Origin of the sequence: Curvibacter sp. PAE-UM (genome assembly GCF_001432305.1) — a bacterium.
Taxonomy (GTDB): domain Bacteria; phylum Pseudomonadota; class Gammaproteobacteria; order Burkholderiales; family Burkholderiaceae_C; genus Hylemonella.
In genome coordinates this window covers 2,651,527-2,667,854 of the sequence record NZ_KQ483358.1, presented here as the reverse complement: position 1 = coordinate 2,667,854, position 16,328 = coordinate 2,651,527, and the positions used below count along the sequence as shown (strand labels likewise).

Below are 16,328 nucleotides of genomic sequence, written 5' to 3'. Positions count from 1 at the left end.
ACCGGGCGGCTTTTCTGTCTCAGTCCGAATCGGCTCACACCACCTTGGCAATCGCCTGGCAGACGTAGTCGATGTTCTTGCTGTTGAGTGCGGCCACGCACATGCGGCCGGTGTCGGTGCCGTAGATGCCGAACTCGCTGCGCAGGCGCACCATCTGCTCCTTGCTCAGGCCCGAGTAGCTGAACATGCCGATCTGGGTGGTGATGAAGCTCATGTCCTGTTTCACGCCGGCGGCCTTGAGGCCGTCGACCAGCGTCTGGCGCATGGCCTTGATGCGCACGCGCATCTCGCCCAGCTCCTTTTCCCACAGGGCGCGCAGCTCGGGGTTGTTCAGCACGGCAGCTACCACGGCGCCGCCATGGGTGGGCGGGTTGCTGTAGTTGGTGCGGATCACGATCTTGAGCTGGCTCAGCACGCGGTCGGCTTCATCCTTGCTGGCACACAGCACGCTCAGGGCGCCGACGCGCTCGCCATAAAGACTGAAGCTCTTGGAGAAGCTGGTGGAGACGAAGAAGTCCAGGCCGGCGGCGACGAACTTGCCGATCACGGCGCCGTCTTCCTGGATGCCGTTGCCGAAGCCCTGGTAGGCCATGTCGAGGAAGGACACCAGGCCCTTGGCCTTGATCGCGGCGATCACCTGGTCCCACTGGGCGGCGGTGATGTCGTAGCCGGTGGGGTTGTGGCAGCAGGCGTGCAGCAGCACGATGGTGCCGGCCGGAGCGGCCTGGATGTCGGCCAGCATGCCGGCGAAGTCCACACCACGCTTGGCCGCGTCGTAATAGCGGTAGCTGCCGACTTCGAAGCCGGCGCTGGTGAACAGGGCGCGGTGGTTTTCCCAGCTCGGGTCGGAGATCAGCACCTTGGCGTTCGGGTTGAGCTTCTTGAGGAAGTCGGCGCCGATCTTCAGGCCGCCGGTACCGCCGATGCCCTGGATGGTGGCGACCCGGCCGCTCTTGACCGGCTCGCTGTCGGCGCCGAAGACCAGGCCCTTGACGGCGGCGTCATAGGCGGCAATGCCGTCGATGGGCAGGTAACCGCGGGCGGTGGGTTTGTCCATCATGGCCTTCTCGGCGGCCTGTACGCACTGCAGCAGGGGCAGCTTGCCGTTGTCGTCGAAATACACACCCACACCCAAGTTGACCTTCTTGGGGTTGGTGTCGGCGTTGAACTGTTCGTTCAGACCCAGGATGGGGTCGCGCGGTGCCATTTCGACGGCGGAGAACATGGACATGTCGGTTCCTTGGAAAAGTGGTGAAGCGGGTGGATTCATGCCACTCCGGCAGCGGGCTGCACCCGGCACCGGAATGACGTATTCTTTCGGGTTAGCCCTAATTTTAACGGGCTCCGGAAACCGTCCCTATCAGGTCGACATGCAAGACGTATCAGCAGTCCCCGCGCCCGAGGCAAATGCCGCTGACAGCCCCGCCGAAGGCCGTTTTGTCAGCTACCCCGGCTCGCCCTTCGAGCTCTACCAGCCCTATCCGCCGGCCGGCGACCAGCCCGAGGCCATCAACCAGCTGGTGGAAGGCGTGGAAAACGGCGAGGTCTACCAGACCCTGCTGGGGGTGACGGGTTCGGGCAAGACCTACACCATGGCCAATGTGATCGCCCGCATGGGGCGACCCGCCATCGTGTTCGCACCCAACAAGACGCTGGCGGCCCAGCTCTATAGCGAGTTCCGGGAGTTCTTCCCCAGGAACGCGGTGGAGTACTTCGTCAGTTACTACGACTACTACCAGCCCGAGGCCTATGTGCCGCAGCGCGACCTGTTCATCGAGAAGGACAGCGCGATCAACGAGCACATCGAGCAGATGCGCCTGTCTTGCACCAAGAGCCTGCTGGAGCGGCGCGACGTGGTCATCGTGGCCACGGTCTCGGCCATCTACGGCATCGGCCAACCCGAGGCCTACCACCAGATGGTGATGACCCTGCGCGCCGGCGACAAGCTGGGCCAGCGCGACGTGATCGCCCAGCTGGTGCGCATGCAGTACCAGCGCAACGACATGGACTTCGGGCGCGGCAAGTTCCGTGTGCGCGGCGACACCATCGACGTGTTCCCGGCCGAGCACTCCGAGCTGGCCCTGCGCATCGAATTGTTTGACGAGGAGATAGAGAGTCTTCAGCTCTTCGACCCGCTGACCGGCCGCATCCGCCAGAAGATCCCGCGTTTCACCGTCTACCCCAGCAGCCATTACGTGACGCCGCGCGAGCAGGTGCTCAACGCCGTCGAGACCATCAAGGTCGAGCTGGCCGAGCGGCTCAAGGAATTCGTGTCCATGGGCAAGCTGGTGGAAGCCCAGCGCCTGGAGCAGCGCACGCGGTTTGACCTGGAAATGCTGAGCGAGGTGGGGCACTGCAAGGGCATCGAGAACTACACGCGGCATCTCTCGGGCGCTGCGCCGGGCCAGCCGCCGTCCACGCTGACCGACTATTTGCCCAAGGACGCGCTGATGTTTCTGGACGAGAGCCACGTGCTGATCGGCCAGTTCGGCGGCATGTACAACGGCGACCGGGCCCGCAAGACCACCCTGGTGGAGTATGGCTTTCGCCTGCCCAGCGCGCTGGACAACCGGCCGCTGAAATTCGAGGAGTTCGAGACCAAGATGCGCCAGGCGGTCTTCGTCTCGGCCACCCCGGGCAACTGGGAAAACGAGCATACCGGCCAGGTGGTGGAGCAGCTGGTGCGCCCCACCGGCCTGGTGGACCCGGCGGTGGAGGTGCGCCCCGCCACGCACCAGGTGGACGATGTGCTGCAGGAAATCCGCATCCGCGTGGAGAAGCACGAACGCGTGCTGATCACCACCCTGACCAAACGCATGGCCGAGCAGCTGACCGACTACCTGACCGACAACGGCGTCAAGGTGCGCTACCTGCACAGCGACGTGGACACGGTGGAGCGGGTGGAGATCCTGCGCGACCTGCGCCTGGGGCAATTCGACGTGTTGGTGGGCATCAACCTGTTGCGCGAGGGCCTGGACATCCCCGAGGTCTCGCTGGTGGCCATCCTGGACGCCGACAAGGAGGGTTTCCTGCGCTCGGAGCGCTCCCTGATCCAGACCATCGGCCGCGCGGCGCGCAATCTGAACGGCCGGGCCATCCTTTATGCGGACCGCATCACCGACTCCATGTCGCGCGCCATCGGTGAGACGGAACGCCGCCGGGCCAAGCAGGTGACGCACAACACGGCGCATGGCATCACGCCGCGCGCCATCGTCAAGCAGGTGAAGGACCTGATCGACGGGGTCTACAGCGAGAAGGCCGGCCGCGAGGCCGAACGTCTGGAGCGGGAGGCCATGGCCCGCGCCCAGGTGGAGGAAATGAGCGAGAAGGACATTGCGCGCGAGATCAAGCGGCTGGAAAAGCAGATGCTGGAGCACGCCCGCAACCTGGAGTTCGAGTTGGCCGCCCGGGTGCGGGACCAGCTGGGCTTGCTCAAGGCCCGGGCCTTCGGGGCGGCGGTCCCGGACCACCCGGACGGCCTGCCGGTTTCCCGCTAGGCTGGAGAAATCCCTTTGTTGACAAGCACTTGCGCTGCTTTGCCGCTATCCCGAGCGCGCAGCTGGGTTTTTTGCTAAACTTGAGTCCATTACTCGGAATAGGAGCTTGCCATGCGCCTCACGACCAAAGGCCGCTTTGCGGTCACCGCCATGATTGATCTGGCCCTGCGTCAGAGCAACGGCCCTGTGACCCTGGCCGCCATCAGCCAGCGGCAGCAGATTTCCCTGTCCTACCTGGAACAACTCTTCGGCAAGCTGCGTCGCCACGAGCTGGTCGAATCCACCCGGGGTCCCGGCGGCGGCTACACCCTGGCGCGCAAGGCGGCCGAGATCACCGTGGCCGACATCATCCTGTCGGTGGACGAGCCCATCGACGCCACCCAGTGCGGCGGCAAGGAAAACTGCCTGGGCGACGGCGGCCGTTGCATGACGCACGAGCTCTGGGCTTCCCTGAACACCCGCATGGTCGAGTTCCTGGACTCGGTCACCCTGCAAAAGCTGGTCGACGACCAGCTGGCCAAGGGCATCACCATCGAAGACAAGCCCATGGTCAAGCGGGCCATTTCCAGCGCCCCGGTGGTCAAGCCAGTGCGTGTCAACGCCCCCAATTCGGTGTTTGCGCTGGGGAATGCCTTTTCCAAGCCCTGATCCGGCCACGCCTGCGCCACTTCACTTCATTGACCGTTCGTTTTTCTAGACCTGTATGGACATGACGCCCCACTTTCCGATTTACATGGATTACGGTGCCACCACGCCTTGCGATCCGCGCGTGGTGGATGCCATGATTCCCTGGTTGCGTGAGCATTTCGGCAACCCGGCTTCGCGCAGCCACGCCTGGGGCTGGGAGGCCGAGGAAGCCGTGGAAAAGGCGCGTGTCCAGGTGGCCGAACTCATCGGCGCCGATCCGCGCGAGATCGTCTGGACTTCCGGCGCCACCGAATCGATCAACCTGGCCCTCAAGGGCGCGGCCCAGTTCTACAAGGGCAAGGGCAAGCACCTGATCACCCTGAAGACCGAGCACAAGGCCGTGCTGGACACCATGCGAGAACTGGAGCGCCAGGGTTTCGACGTGACCTACCTGGACGTGCAGGAAGACGGGCTGGTGAATCTGGATGCGCTGAAGGCAGCCGTCCGTCCCGACACCATCCTCATCAGCATCCTTTTCGTGAACAACGAAATCGGTGTGATCCAGGACATTCCCGCCATCGGTGCCTATTGCCGTGAAAAGGGCATCCTGCTGCATGTGGATGCCGCCCAGGCGACCGGCCGGGTCGAGATCGACATGAACAAGCTGCCCATCGACCTGATGAGCATGACGGCCCACAAGACCTACGGCCCCAAGGGCATCGGCGCGCTCTACGTTCGTCGCAAGCCGCGCGTGCGCATCGAGGCGCAGATCCACGGCGGCGGCCATGAGCGTGGCATGCGCTCGGGCACCCTGCCGACCCACCAGATTGTCGGCATGGGCGAGGCCTTCCGCATCGCCAAGGCCGAGATGGCCCAGGACCTGGCCAAGGCCCGCAAGCTGCAGCAGCGCCTGCTCGACGGCCTGAAGGACATCGAGCAGGTCTATATCAATGGCAGCCTGGAAAAGCGCGTGCCGCAGAACCTGAACATGAGCTTCAACTTCGTCGAGGGTGAGTCGCTGATCATGGGGATCAAGGGGCTGGCAGTATCCAGCGGCTCGGCCTGCACCTCAGCCAGCCTGGAACCCAGCTATGTGCTGCGCGCCCTGGGCCGTAGCGACGAACTGGCGCACAGCAGCCTGCGCATGACCATCGGCCGTTTCACGACCGAAGAAGAAATCGATTACGCCATCACGACCATCAAGCACAACGTGGCCAAGCTGCGCGAGCTCAGCCCCCTGTGGGAGATGTTCCAGGACGGCGTGGACCTGAGCACCATCCAGTGGGCCGCCCATTGAGATTGACTGATTAAAGAGGCAAGACCATGGCATATTCTGAAAAAGTCGTTGATCACTATGAAAACCCGCGCAACGTCGGCTCCTTCGACAAGGGCGATGACACGGTCGGTACCGGCATGGTGGGCGCGCCCGCCTGCGGTGACGTGATGAAGCTGCAGATCAAGGTGAACCCGAGCACCGGTGTCATCGAGGATGCGCGCTTCAAGACCTACGGCTGCGGTTCGGCCATTGCTTCCAGTTCGCTGGTGACGGAATGGGTCAAGGGCAAGACGCTGGACCAGGCTGCGGCGCTGAAGAACAGCGAAATCGCCGAAGAGTTGGCCCTGCCGCCGGTCAAGATCCACTGCTCCATCCTGGCCGAAGACGCCATCAAGGCCGCGGTGGACGACTACCGCAAGAAACACGCGCACTAAACCAGCAAGCTTGTGGAGCAGGGCGGTACCGCAGGGTGCGCCTCTGCCCACGACGGAAAAGAACCATGGCTGTATCCCTGACTGAAGCCGCAGCACGGCATGTGACTCGCTACCTGAGCAAACGTGGCAAGGGTGTGGGCGTGCGCCTGGGTGTCAAGACCACGGGCTGCTCGGGCCTGGCCTACAAGCTGGAGTACGTGGACGAGATCGCCTCGGAAGACATCGTGTTCGAAGACCACGGCGTCAAGGTGCTGATCGATCCCAAGAGCCTGTCCTACATCGACGGCACCCAGCTCGACTATGTGCGCGAAGGCCTGAACGAGGGTTTCCGTTTCAACAATCCGAACGAGCGTGATCGTTGCGGATGCGGTGAATCGTTCCGGGTGTGAATCTCCAGTCCGACGACTTCGAACTCTTCGGCCTGCCGCAGCAGTTCACCCAGGACCGCGCTGCCATTGATACGCGGTGGAAAGACCTGCAGCGCGAGGCCCATCCGGACAAGTTCTCCGCGCAGGGGGCAGCGGCCCAACGCGTGGCCATGCAGTGGTCGGTGCGCATCAACGAGGCCTACCAGCGCTTGAAGGACCCGCTCCGACGGGCCGCCTACCTTTGCGAACTGCACGGTGCGCCGGTGAACGCCGAGAACAACACGGCCATGCCAGCCGAGTTCCTGATGCAGCAGATGGAATGGCGCGAGGCGCTGGACGAGGCCCAGGACATTCCGGCTCTCGATGCCCTGAATGACGAGGTCGGCCGCAGTCGCAAGGGTTTGCTGCAGCGCTGCGAGCAACTTCTGGACCAGGCCAAGGATTACGCCGGCGCTGTGGCGCAGGTGAGGGCGCTGATGTTCATCGAGCGTTTTGCCCGTGACATCGAAGCCCGCTACGAGAAGATGGAAAGCCGGCTCGGGTGACAATTCGCCCTGAACCTGAATAGAACAACGATGGCACTGCTGCAGATTTCCGAACCCGGCCAGGCACCCGACCCGCACCAGCGGCGTATCGCGGTGGGCATCGACCTGGGTACCACCCATTCCCTGGTGGCCGCTGTGCGCAGTGGCGTGGCCGAGTGCCTGCCCGATGCCCAGGGCCGCGTGATCCTGCCTTCGGTGGTGCGCTACCTGCCCCAGGGCGGCCGGCAGATCGGCTTTGATGCGCTGGCACAGCAGATCAATGACCCGGGCAATACCATAGCCTCGGTCAAGCGCCTGATGGGGCGTGGCCTGGCCGATGTGAGCCAGCCCGGCAAGCTGCCTTATGCATTGATCGATGCGCCTGGCATGGTGCGTGTGCGCACGATCGATGGCGAGAAGACCCCGGTGGAGGTCAGCGCCGAGATCCTGGCCACACTGCGCTATCGCGCCGAAGACAGCTTCAACGACGATCTCTACGGTGCGGTCATCACGGTACCGGCCTATTTCGACGACGCGCAGCGCCAGGCTACCAAGGACGCGGCCCAGCTGGCCGGCCTCAACGTGCTGCGCCTGATCAACGAGCCCACGGCCGCCGCCATCGCCTATGGCCTGGACAATGCCAGCGAGGGCATCTACGCCGTGTACGACCTGGGTGGCGGTACTTTCGACATCTCCATCCTGCGCCTGAGCAAGGGCGTGTTCGAAGTCATCGCCACCGGCGGCGACTCGGCCCTGGGCGGCGACGACTACGACCGCGCCCTGGCCGAGTGGATGCTCGCGGAAGCCGGCCTGAGCGCCGATACCCCCGAAGACCAGGCCCGCATCATGGTCGAGGCCCGCGAGGCCAAGGAAGCCCTGTCGGACGAGGAGATCGTCACCGCCGAACTGGAGCTCTCCAGCGGCACGGTGGATCTGTCACTGAACCGCGACCAGTTCGAGGCCTGCACCTCGGCGCTGACTGCGCGCACCATGACGGCTGTGCGCAAGGTGCTGCGCGACGCCAAGCTGACCGTGGACGAAGTGCAGGGCGTGGTTTTGGTCGGCGGCTCCACCCGCATGCCGGTGATCCGCCGCACGGTGGGCGAGTTCTTCAGCCGCGAGCCGCTGATCAACCTGAACCCGGACGAGGTGGTGGCGCTGGGCGCGGCCATCCAGGCCAACCAGCTGGCTGGCAACAACCCGGGCGGCGACCTGCTGCTGCTGGACGTGATTCCGCTGTCCCTGGGTATCGAGACCATGGGCGGCCTGGTGGAGCGCATCGTGCCGCGCAACCAGACCATCCCCACTGCGATGGCGCAGGACTTCACTACCTACAAGGACGGCCAGACCGCCCTGGCCCTGCACGTGGTGCAGGGCGAACGCGACCTGGTGGCCGACTGTCGCAGCCTGGCGAGGTTCGAACTGCGCGGCATCCCGCCCATGGCAGCCGGCGCGGCACGCATCCGCGTGACCTTCACCATCGACGCCGACGGCCTGCTGCAGGTCGGCGCGCGCGAGCAGGCCAGCGGCGTGGAGGCCAGCATCACCGTCAAGCCGTCCTATGGTCTCGGTGACGAGCAGATCGCCAGGATGCTGCAGGAAAGTTTCAGCACCGCGCAGGAAGACATGCGTGCCCGCGCGCTGGTGGAGGCCCGCGTCGAGGCTGACCGCATGCTGATGGCCACCCGCACGGCGCTGGCGGCCGATGGCGACCTGCTTTCGACCGAAGAACGCAGTGCCCTCGACGGCCTGATGGCCACGCTGGAGACCATCCGCACGCAGGATGAGGCGGCTGTCATCGATGCCGCCACCGAAGCCCTGGCCAAGGGCACCGAAGCCTTCGCCGCGCTGCGCATGAACCGTGGCATCCAGCAGGCCCTTGCAGGCAAGAATATCGCAGCCGTCTGATACGACCCCTACCCTGAGTACCCCGTATGCCCGTCATCAAGATCCTGCCCCATCCCGAGTACTGCCCGCAGGGCGCCGAGATCAAGGCGCCCGCCGGCACCTCGATCTGCGAGGCCATGCTGGACAACCACATCAACATCGAGCACGCCTGCGACATGAGCTGTGCCTGCACGACCTGCCACGTCATCGTGCGCAAGGGCTACGACTCGCTTAACGAACCGGACGAGAACGAGGAAGACCTGCTGGACCGCGCCTGGGGCCTGGAACCCCAGTCGCGCCTGAGCTGCCAGGCCATCCTGGCGCAGCAGGATGTGGTGGTGGAAATACCCAAGTACTCCATCAACCACGCGAAGGAAAATCACTGAGTCGTGCCGCTATGATCTGACCCATGCGCCAGATCTTTCTCGACACGGAAACCACGGGCCTGTCCGCCGAAGGCGGCGACCGCATCATCGAAATCGGCTGTGTGGAGCTGCTCAACCGCAAGCTCACCGGCAACAACCTGCACTTCTACCTGAACCCCGGGCGCGACAGCCACGAGGACGCGCTGCGTGTGCACGGCATCAGCAACGAGTTCCTGCGCGACAAACCCAGGTTCGCCGAAGTGGCCGAGGAGATCCTGGCCTATCTGCAGGGCGCCGAGATCATCATCCATAACGCGGCCTTCGACGTCGGTTTCCTCAACAAGGAACTGGAGCTCGTCGGCAAGCCGCGCTTCGCCCAGTTCGTCGCCAGCGTGACCGACACCCTGGCCATGGCCAAGGAGATGTACCCGGGCAAGCGCAACTCCCTGGATGCCTTGTGCGACCGTCTCGGTGTGGACAACTCCGGGCGCACCCTGCACGGCGCGCTGCTGGACGCCGAACTGCTGGCCGACGTCTACATCAACCTCACGCGGGGCCAGGACGCGCTGCTGATCGACGTGGCCGAAACGTCCGGCACGGCCGGGAGTTTCGAGCGGGTGGATCTGAGCCGATTTGAACTGCCGGTGCTGGCCGCGTCCGAGCAGGAACTCTCGGCGCACGAGGATCTGCTGGCCCAGCTCGACAAGGCCAGTGGCGGCAAGACGGTCTGGCGTCTGCAGGCATGAAGAGCTCCATGCAACTTGTGGCATAATCTTTTTTTTCCTGAAGAGACACGCGCTTTCAGCACGAATTCAGGGCGATTAGCTCAGCGGTAGAGCACTGCATTCACACTGCAGGGGTCACATGTTCGATCCATGTATCGCCCACCATCTTTGCAAAGGGTCACGCACATGCCGTGGCCCTTTTTGCTTTGCGGGCTTCACCGTACTTTACGGTCGCGACAAGCACTAGACTCATCAGTCTAGTATGATCGGGTCCCTTCCAGACTTGATGTTCGTCAAGCCGGATTCCCAGCCCAACCACCATGACAGCGGACACGCGCGCGCGCATTCTCGATGCAGCCCTCAGCATTTTTTGCGAGAAGGGCTATGGCGCCTGCGTGGACGACATTGCACGCCGGGCCGGCGTCGTCAAGCAGACGCTTTACCACCACTACGGCAGCAAGGACAGCCTGTTCCGCGAGGCGCTGACCGGGCTCGTCAATGAACTGCTGCTCGATCTGGTGGCCCGCTCGGGTTCGGTGCGCCAGGACTTGCTGCGTTTTGCCGAGTCTTTCCAGACCAAGACCATGAGCGAGCAGGGGCTGGCCCTGCACCGCATGCTCGTGGCCGAGTCGCCGCGTTTCCCCGAGCTGGCGCGTGCGGTTTGTGAGGCCTGGCAGGTCGCTGCGGTCGAATTGGCCCGCTTGTTGCATGAGGCCATGGCACGTGGCGAACTGCGCGAGGGCGACGTTGATTTTGCGGCCGATATGCTGCTGAGCATGTTGACCGGCACGCAGCGGGATCTGCACCTCTTCGGCATGGCACCGACAGCGCCGCAGCAGGCCGCCAGGACGGTTCAGATCATCGAATGTTTTTTGCAGGCGTACGCGCCCCAGCGCACGCCCATGCGTATCGAAGGGAACCCAGAATGAAACCGTTTGTCTACCGCTCTCTCCTGGCTTCGACAGCCGTGGTCTTGCTGCTCAGCGGCTGCGGCAAATCCGATGCACCCAAGCCGGCCGCCGCCGGGCCGGGGGCCGCACCGCCGCCCTCGGAAGTGGCCGTGGTGATCGCGCGCCAGGGCGAGGCCCTGCTGACCAAGGACCTGCCGGGGCGCCTGCAGGCCTGGCGCACCGCCCAGGTGCGGGCCCGCGTGGAAGGCATCGTCGAGAAGCGTCTGTTCGTCGAAGGATCGGACGTGAAGGCCGGGGCACCCCTGTACCGGATCGATGCGCGGACCTACCGCACCAGCTACGAGGCCGCCAAGGCCGATACCGCCGCGGCGCGGGCCGTGGTGAACCGCTACCGCCCCCTGGTCGAGATGAAGGCTGTGAGCCAGCAGGAGCTCGATACCGCCGAAGCGCGGCTGCGTCAGACCGAGGCCGCCTTGTCGCGCGCCGAACTGGACCTGGAAAACACGACCGTGCCGGCTCCGATCTCGGGCCGCATCGGCCGCACCCTGGTTACCGAAGGCGCGCTGGTCGGCCGTGGCGAGGCTACCCAGCTGGCCACCATCGAGCAGATCGATCCGATCTATGTGAACTTCACGCAAAGCAGCGCCGAACTGCTGGCCCTGCGTGATGCGATCAAGAGCGGCCGCTGGCGCAGTGCCACCAAGGCGCGCATGGAGCTGGTGCTGGAGGACGAGAGCGTCTATCCGCTGACGGGCAAGCTGCTGTTCTCGGACCTGGCGGTGGATCCGGGCACGGGCGCCGTCTCGCTGCGCGCCGAGTTCCCGAATCCGAAGAAGGAACTGCTGCCCGGCATGTTCGTGCGCGTGCGTTATGCGCAGGCCCAGGCCGACAAGCTGATCACGCTGCCGCAGCGCGCGGTGATGTTGTCCCAGGGCAGCGCTGCGGTGCTGATCGTGGACGCCGAGGGCAAGGTCGCACCGCGCCCGGTCAAGCTCGGTGGCATGAGCGGCAGCACCTGGACCATCACGAGTGGCCTGGCTGGCGGCGAGCAGGTGATCGTCGAAGGGCATATGAAGGCCCGCCCGGGCAGCGTCGTCAAGCCCGTGCCCTGGACGCCGGCACCACCCGCCGGCGCGCCCGTGACGCAGGGAAAGTAAAAGACCATGGCCAAATTTTTCATTGACCGCCCGGTTTTTGCCTGGGTGATTGCCCTGGTCATCATCCTGGCCGGCGCACTCGCCCTGCGCCAGTTGCCGGTGGCCCAGTACCCCGAGGTGGCGCCGCCGGCGCTGGCCATCAACGTGACCTACCCCGGGGCTTCGGCCAAGGTGGTCGAGGACACGGTGGTGGCCCTGATCGAGCAGGAGATGAACGGCATCGAGAACCTGCTCTACATGGATTCGTCCTCCGAGCAGAGCACCGGCACCATCAACCTGACCTTCAAGACCGGCACCAACGTCGAGATCGCCTCGGTCGAGACGCAGAACCGCATCAAGCGCGTCGAGGCGCGCCTGCCCGATGAGGTCAAGCGTCTCGGTATCAACGTGACCAAGACGCGGCGCAACTTCCTGATGTTCATCACCTTGTACTCGCCGGACCAGAGTCTCAAGGGCGTGGACCTGGCGAGTTACATGGCCGCCAGCGTGATCGACGAGTTGCGGCGTGTGCCCGGCGTGGGCGAGGCGCAGCTCTTCGGTTCCGAGTACGCCATGCGCCTGTGGGTCGATCCCGACAAGCTCACCGCCTACCGCCTGACCCCGGGTGAGGTGATCGCGGCCGTGCGCACGCAGAACGTGCTGCTGGCCGTGGGCGAGATCAACCAGCCCCCTTCGCCCAAGGGCATGGAATACGCGGCCACCGTGATCACGCGCGGGCGCCTGACCTCGCCCGAGGAGTTCGGCAACGTGGTCGTGCGGGCCCAGGCGGACGGCTCGCTGGTGCGTGTGCGCGACGTGGCGCGTGTGGAGCTGGGGGCGCAGGACTACTCCATCTTCGCCCGTATGGACAGCCAGCCCACGGCAGCGGTCGGCATCAAGGTGTCGCCGGGCGCCAACGCCCTGGACACCGCCAAGGCGGTGCGTGCCCGCATGCATGAGCTCGAGCGTTATTTCCCCAAGGGCGTGGCCTGGGAAGTGCCCTATGACACCACGCCTTTCATCGACATCTCGATCAATGAAGTGATCAAGACCCTGTTCGAAGCGGTGTTCCTGGTCTTCATCGTGATGTACCTCTTCCTCGAGAACTTCCGCGCCACGCTGATCCCGACCATCGTGGTGCCGATCTCGCTGATCGGCGCGGCATTGGGGCTTTACGTGCTGGGCTATTCGATCAACGTGCTCACGCTGTTCGCCATGGTGCTGGCCATCGGCATCGTGGTGGACGATGCCATCGTGGTGGTGGAGAACGTCGAGCGCATCATGAGCGAGGAGCACCTCTCGCCGCGTGACGCCACCGCCAAGGCCATGGACCAGATTGTGGGCGCCATCATCGGCATCACGGTGGTGCTGTCGGCGGTGTTCATCCCCATGGCCTTCTTCTCGGGCTCGGTGGGCGCGATCTACCGCCAGTTCGCCGTGACCCTGGTGCTGACCATGCTGTTCTCGGCCCTGATGGCCCTGACGCTGACCCCGGCCCTGTGTGCCACGCTGCTCAAACCGCACAAGCCAGGTGAGGCGGGTGTGCTGCCCACGACGGGCTTCTTTGGCTGGTTCAACCGCGGTTTTGCGGCCGCCACACGCGGCTACGTGCGCAACGTCACCCGCATGCTGGGCCGCCCGGGCCGCTGGCTCATCGTCTACGGCGCCATCCTGGCGGCCACGGTCTGGATGTTCGCCAAGCTACCGGGCAGCTTCCTGCCCGAAGAAGACCAGGGTTATTTCATCAGCATGGTGATGCTGCCGCCGGGCGCGACCCAGGAGCGTACGGTGGAGGTGATCCACCAGGCCGAGCAGTTCTTCCTGCAGCAGCCCGAGGTGGAGCACACCATCGGTGTGGTCGGTTTCTCCTTTTTCGGCCGTGGCCAGAATGCGGGCCTGATCTTCACGCGCCTGAAGAACTGGGATGAGCGCAAGGCCAAGGAAAGCAGTGCGACGGCTGTGGTGCAGCGCGCCAACATGGCCCTGTTCGGCATCAAGCAGGCCTTCATCTTCAGCGTCAACCCCCCGCCCATTCCTGAACTGGCCGCCGTCGGTGGTTTCGATTTCCGCCTGCAGGACCGCGGTGGTCTGGGCCGGGACAAGCTGGCCGAGGCGCAAGCCCTGGCCGTGCAGCTGGCCAGTGGCAACCCGGGCCTGGCCGGTGTGCGCATGGAGGGCATGGCGCCGGGTCCGCAGCTGCTGCTGCAGATCGACCGCGAGAAGGCCCAGACCCTGGGTGTGGACATCGCGACGCTCAACGAGACGCTGCAGACCCTGTTCGGCGTGGCCTACATCAACGACTTCGAGCGGCAGGGCCGTATCCTGCGCGTGCAGCTGCAGGCCGAGCCGCAGGTGCGCACCAGCCCTGAAGCCATGTTGCGGGTGCAGGTGCGCAACCGCAACGGCGGCATGGTCTCGCTGTCCGAAGTGGTCAAACCGCTGTGGATGGTGGGCGCCCCCAAGCTCGATCGTTACAACGGCGTGCCTTCGGTCAAGCTCTCGGGCAACCCGGGGCCGGGCCGCAGCACGGGCGAAGCCATGCAGTCCATGGCGGACGTGGCGGGGCAGTTGCCCCCGGGCATCGGTTACGCCTGGTCCGGCACCTCCTTTGAGGAGAGCCTGTCGGGCTCGCAGGCCCCCCTGCTGTTCGCCGTGTCGCTGATCGTGGTTTTCCTCTGCCTGGCAGCGCTTTACGAGAGCTGGTCCATCCCGCTGTCGGTCATGCTGGTGGTGCCGCTGGGCATCTTCGGTGCGCTGCTGGCCGTTTATATGCGCGGCTTGCCCAATGACGTCTACTTCAAGGTCGGTCTGATCGCGACCATCGGCCTGTCCTCGAAGAACGCCATCCTGATCATCGAGTTCGCGCGCAGTCTGCAGGACAAGGGCATGGAGCTCAAGGAGGCCATCCTGGAGGCCTGTCGCTTGCGTTTGCGCCCGATCCTGATGACCTCGATCGCTTTCATCGTGGGGGTGCTGCCCCTGGCCATCTCCAGCGGCGCCGGCGCGCAAAGCCGGCACGCCATCGGCACCGGCGTGATGGGCGGCATGATCGCAGCCACCGTGCTGGCCATCTTCCTGGTGCCGGTGTTTTATCTGGTCGTGAGCCGTTTCTTCCCGGGTCACAGCCGTCAGCGCGGTGCAGCCGCAGGCGAGGAGGGCCACCATGGTGCCTAAACAAATTCGTTATGCGGCACTGCTCGCCTTGCTGGCTCTGGCCGGCTGTTCCTTTGCGCCCACGTACGAGCGTCCCGCACTCTCCGTGCCCGATGCCTGGCCCGACGACGTCAAGGCAACTGCGGCGCCGGGCAAGCCGGTGGATTGGGCCAGCTTCTTCCCTGACGAGCGCCTGCGCGCCCTGATCAAGCTCTCGCTGGAGCACAACCGCGACCTGCGCATCGCCACGGCCCGTGTGGCCGAGGCCCAGGCGCTCTATGGCATCCAGCGGGCCGACCGTCTGCCTACGGTTGCCGTCGGCGGTTCGCTGGCGCGTAGCCGCACGCCGGCCGACCTGTCGAGCACCGGTGCCGCCGTCATCGGTCAGCGGGCCGACGTCAACGTGGGCCTGTCGTCTTTCGAGCTGGACTTCTGGGGGCGCGTGGCCAGCCTCAGCGAGGCGGCCAAGGCCTCCTACCTGGCGACTGAGCAGGCCGAACGCGCCTTCCGTCTGACGCTGGTGTCCAGCGTGGCCGATGCCTATCTCTCCCTGAGCGAAGCGCAGGAGCGTCTGGTGCTGGCCCAGTCCGCAATGGAGACCCGGGCCCAGACACGTGAGCTGGTGGACCGCCGGCGCCAGGCGGGACTGGCCGGCGACCTGGACTACCTGCAGGCCGATGCGGCTTTTGAAGGCGCACGTGCCGAGGTGTCGGCCCTGATGCGTCAGCAGTCGGCAGCGCGCAACTACCTGCGCGCTTTGGTGGGCACCGAACCCAGGGATCTGCCCGCGGGCAAGGCCCTGGCCGAGCAGGGCATCGCCCTGGACCAGCAGGCCGATCTGCCTTCGCAGGTATTGGTGCGCCGCCCCGACGTGCTGGCGGCCGAGCAGCGCCTGCTGGCGGCCAACGCAAACATCGGCGCGGCGCGTGCGGCCTTCTTTCCGCGCATCGCGCTGACCGCTTCGGCCGGCACGGCCAGCCGTGAGATCGACGGCCTGTTCAAGAGCGGATCCGATGCCTGGAGCTTCACGCCCAGCATCAGCCTGCCCATCTTCGACTACGGCCGCAACAGCTCCAACCTGGACCTGGCCACGGTCCGCAAGAACATTGCCGTGGCCGACTACGAGCGCACCGTGCAACAGGCCTTCCGTGAAGTGGCCGATCTGCTGGTCGCGCGCGATCAGCTGGCCGAGCAGCTCAAGGCGGTGGAGGCTCAGGAGCGTTCGCAGCAACGCGCAGCCGACATTGCCCAGGCGCGCTACCGCCAGGGCGTGGGCAGCTTCCTCGAAGTGCTGGATGCGCAGCGCCAGCTCTTTGCCGTGCAGCAGAGCCTGATCCAGGTGCGTCGTTCCATGTGGTCGGCCGCGGCCCAGCTCTACAAGGCCCTGGGCGGCGAAGAGGGCTGAACGGCAGCTCGCTTATGCTC

Annotated in this window: 14 protein-coding genes and 1 tRNA gene; 14 read left to right on the top strand and 1 reads right to left on the bottom strand. The window is 65.1% G+C overall.

Annotated features, from left to right (window positions below; genetic code table 11):
- Window positions 1-34 precede the first annotated feature (34 nt).
- Window positions 35-1,231 (bottom strand): amino acid aminotransferase, encoded by a 1,197-nt coding sequence (locus tag AO057_RS12870; protein ID WP_057676334.1) that lies wholly within the window; start codon window positions 1,229-1,231, stop codon window positions 35-37.
- Window positions 1,232-1,370: 139 nt separating this feature from the next.
- Between AO057_RS12870 and uvrB the strand changes: the two genes are divergently transcribed.
- The 14 genes from uvrB to AO057_RS12800 all read left to right on the top strand — a co-directional run bounded on the left by uvrB (window position 1,371) and on the right by AO057_RS12800 (window position 16,308).
- Window positions 1,371-3,497, top strand: a complete 2,127-nt coding sequence (gene uvrB, locus AO057_RS12865; protein WP_057676333.1) for an excinuclease ABC subunit UvrB — start codon at window positions 1,371-1,373, stop codon at window positions 3,495-3,497.
- 111 nt (window positions 3,498-3,608) lie between these two features.
- Window positions 3,609-4,145: a Fe-S cluster assembly transcriptional regulator IscR gene (gene iscR / locus AO057_RS12860; protein ID WP_057676332.1), complete on the top strand. Its 537-nt coding sequence runs from the start codon at window positions 3,609-3,611 to the stop codon at window positions 4,143-4,145.
- A 55-nt stretch (window positions 4,146-4,200) separates the two neighbouring features.
- Window positions 4,201-5,421: an IscS subfamily cysteine desulfurase gene (locus AO057_RS12855; protein ID WP_057676331.1), complete on the top strand. Its 1,221-nt coding sequence runs from the start codon at window positions 4,201-4,203 to the stop codon at window positions 5,419-5,421.
- 26 nt (window positions 5,422-5,447) lie between these two features.
- On the top strand, window positions 5,448-5,834 hold the full coding sequence (gene iscU, locus AO057_RS12850; RefSeq protein ID WP_057676330.1) for a Fe-S cluster assembly scaffold IscU: 387 nt from the start codon (window positions 5,448-5,450) through the stop codon (window positions 5,832-5,834).
- A gap of 65 nt (window positions 5,835-5,899) precedes the next feature.
- Window positions 5,900-6,223, top strand: a complete 324-nt coding sequence (iscA, locus tag AO057_RS12845; protein ID WP_057676329.1) for an iron-sulfur cluster assembly protein IscA — start codon at window positions 5,900-5,902, stop codon at window positions 6,221-6,223.
- Window positions 6,220-6,747, top strand: a complete 528-nt coding sequence (gene hscB / locus AO057_RS12840) for a Fe-S protein assembly co-chaperone HscB (protein ID WP_057676328.1) — start codon at window positions 6,220-6,222, stop codon at window positions 6,745-6,747. The genes iscA and hscB overlap by 4 nt, the downstream gene beginning before the upstream one ends.
- A gap of 30 nt (window positions 6,748-6,777) precedes the next feature.
- Window positions 6,778-8,634 (top strand): Fe-S protein assembly chaperone HscA, encoded by a 1,857-nt coding sequence (gene hscA / locus AO057_RS12835; RefSeq protein ID WP_057676327.1) that lies wholly within the window; start codon window positions 6,778-6,780, stop codon window positions 8,632-8,634.
- Between the two features lie 26 nt (window positions 8,635-8,660).
- The gene (gene fdx / locus AO057_RS12830; RefSeq protein ID WP_057676326.1) at window positions 8,661-8,999 is read left to right on the top strand and encodes an ISC system 2Fe-2S type ferredoxin; all 339 of its coding nucleotides are present in this window, start codon (window positions 8,661-8,663) and stop codon (window positions 8,997-8,999) included.
- A gap of 23 nt (window positions 9,000-9,022) precedes the next feature.
- On the top strand, window positions 9,023-9,724 hold the full coding sequence (gene dnaQ / locus AO057_RS12825; protein ID WP_057676325.1) for a DNA polymerase III subunit epsilon: 702 nt from the start codon (window positions 9,023-9,025) through the stop codon (window positions 9,722-9,724).
- Between the two features lie 69 nt (window positions 9,725-9,793).
- Window positions 9,794-9,868, top strand: a tRNA-Val gene (locus AO057_RS12820).
- A gap of 155 nt (window positions 9,869-10,023) precedes the next feature.
- Complete coding sequence (locus AO057_RS12815; RefSeq protein ID WP_057676324.1) at window positions 10,024-10,632, top strand: TetR/AcrR family transcriptional regulator; 609 nt, start codon at window positions 10,024-10,026, stop codon at window positions 10,630-10,632.
- Complete coding sequence (locus AO057_RS12810) at window positions 10,629-11,771, top strand: efflux RND transporter periplasmic adaptor subunit (protein WP_057676323.1); 1,143 nt, start codon at window positions 10,629-10,631, stop codon at window positions 11,769-11,771. The genes AO057_RS12815 and AO057_RS12810 overlap by 4 nt, the downstream gene beginning before the upstream one ends.
- A gap of 6 nt (window positions 11,772-11,777) precedes the next feature.
- Window positions 11,778-14,924: an efflux RND transporter permease subunit gene (locus tag AO057_RS12805; protein WP_057676322.1), complete on the top strand. Its 3,147-nt coding sequence runs from the start codon at window positions 11,778-11,780 to the stop codon at window positions 14,922-14,924.
- A complete protein-coding gene (locus AO057_RS12800) occupies window positions 14,914-16,308 on the top strand; it encodes an efflux transporter outer membrane subunit (RefSeq protein ID WP_057676321.1) in 1,395 nt (464 codons plus the stop codon). Before AO057_RS12805 ends, AO057_RS12800 begins: the two co-directional genes overlap by 11 nt.
- Window positions 16,309-16,328: the final 20 nt, after the last annotated feature.

Excerpts from the sequence above, each read along its gene's own strand:
- AO057_RS12855 (WP_057676331.1), top strand. The coding sequence starts at position 4,201 with ATGGACATGACGCCCCACTTTCCGATTTACATGGATTACGGTGCCACC.
- AO057_RS12810 (WP_057676323.1), top strand. The coding sequence starts at position 10,629 with ATGAAACCGTTTGTCTACCGCTCTCTCCTGGCTTCGACAGCCGTGGTC.
- uvrB (WP_057676333.1), top strand. The coding sequence starts at position 1,371 with ATGCAAGACGTATCAGCAGTCCCCGCGCCCGAGGCAAATGCCGCTGAC.
- iscU (WP_057676330.1), top strand. The coding sequence starts at position 5,448 with ATGGCATATTCTGAAAAAGTCGTTGATCACTATGAAAACCCGCGCAAC.
- AO057_RS12800 (WP_057676321.1), top strand. The coding sequence starts at position 14,914 with ATGGTGCCTAAACAAATTCGTTATGCGGCACTGCTCGCCTTGCTGGCT.
- AO057_RS12815 (WP_057676324.1), top strand. The coding sequence starts at position 10,024 with ATGACAGCGGACACGCGCGCGCGCATTCTCGATGCAGCCCTCAGCATT.
- hscA (WP_057676327.1), top strand. The coding sequence starts at position 6,778 with ATGGCACTGCTGCAGATTTCCGAACCCGGCCAGGCACCCGACCCGCAC.
- dnaQ (WP_057676325.1), top strand. The coding sequence starts at position 9,023 with ATGCGCCAGATCTTTCTCGACACGGAAACCACGGGCCTGTCCGCCGAA.
- AO057_RS12805 (WP_057676322.1), top strand. The coding sequence starts at position 11,778 with ATGGCCAAATTTTTCATTGACCGCCCGGTTTTTGCCTGGGTGATTGCC.
- AO057_RS12870 (WP_057676334.1), bottom strand. The coding sequence starts at position 1,231 with ATGTCCATGTTCTCCGCCGTCGAAATGGCACCGCGCGACCCCATCCTG.
- iscA (WP_057676329.1), top strand. The coding sequence starts at position 5,900 with ATGGCTGTATCCCTGACTGAAGCCGCAGCACGGCATGTGACTCGCTAC.
- iscR (WP_057676332.1), top strand. The coding sequence starts at position 3,609 with ATGCGCCTCACGACCAAAGGCCGCTTTGCGGTCACCGCCATGATTGAT.
- fdx (WP_057676326.1), top strand. The coding sequence starts at position 8,661 with ATGCCCGTCATCAAGATCCTGCCCCATCCCGAGTACTGCCCGCAGGGC.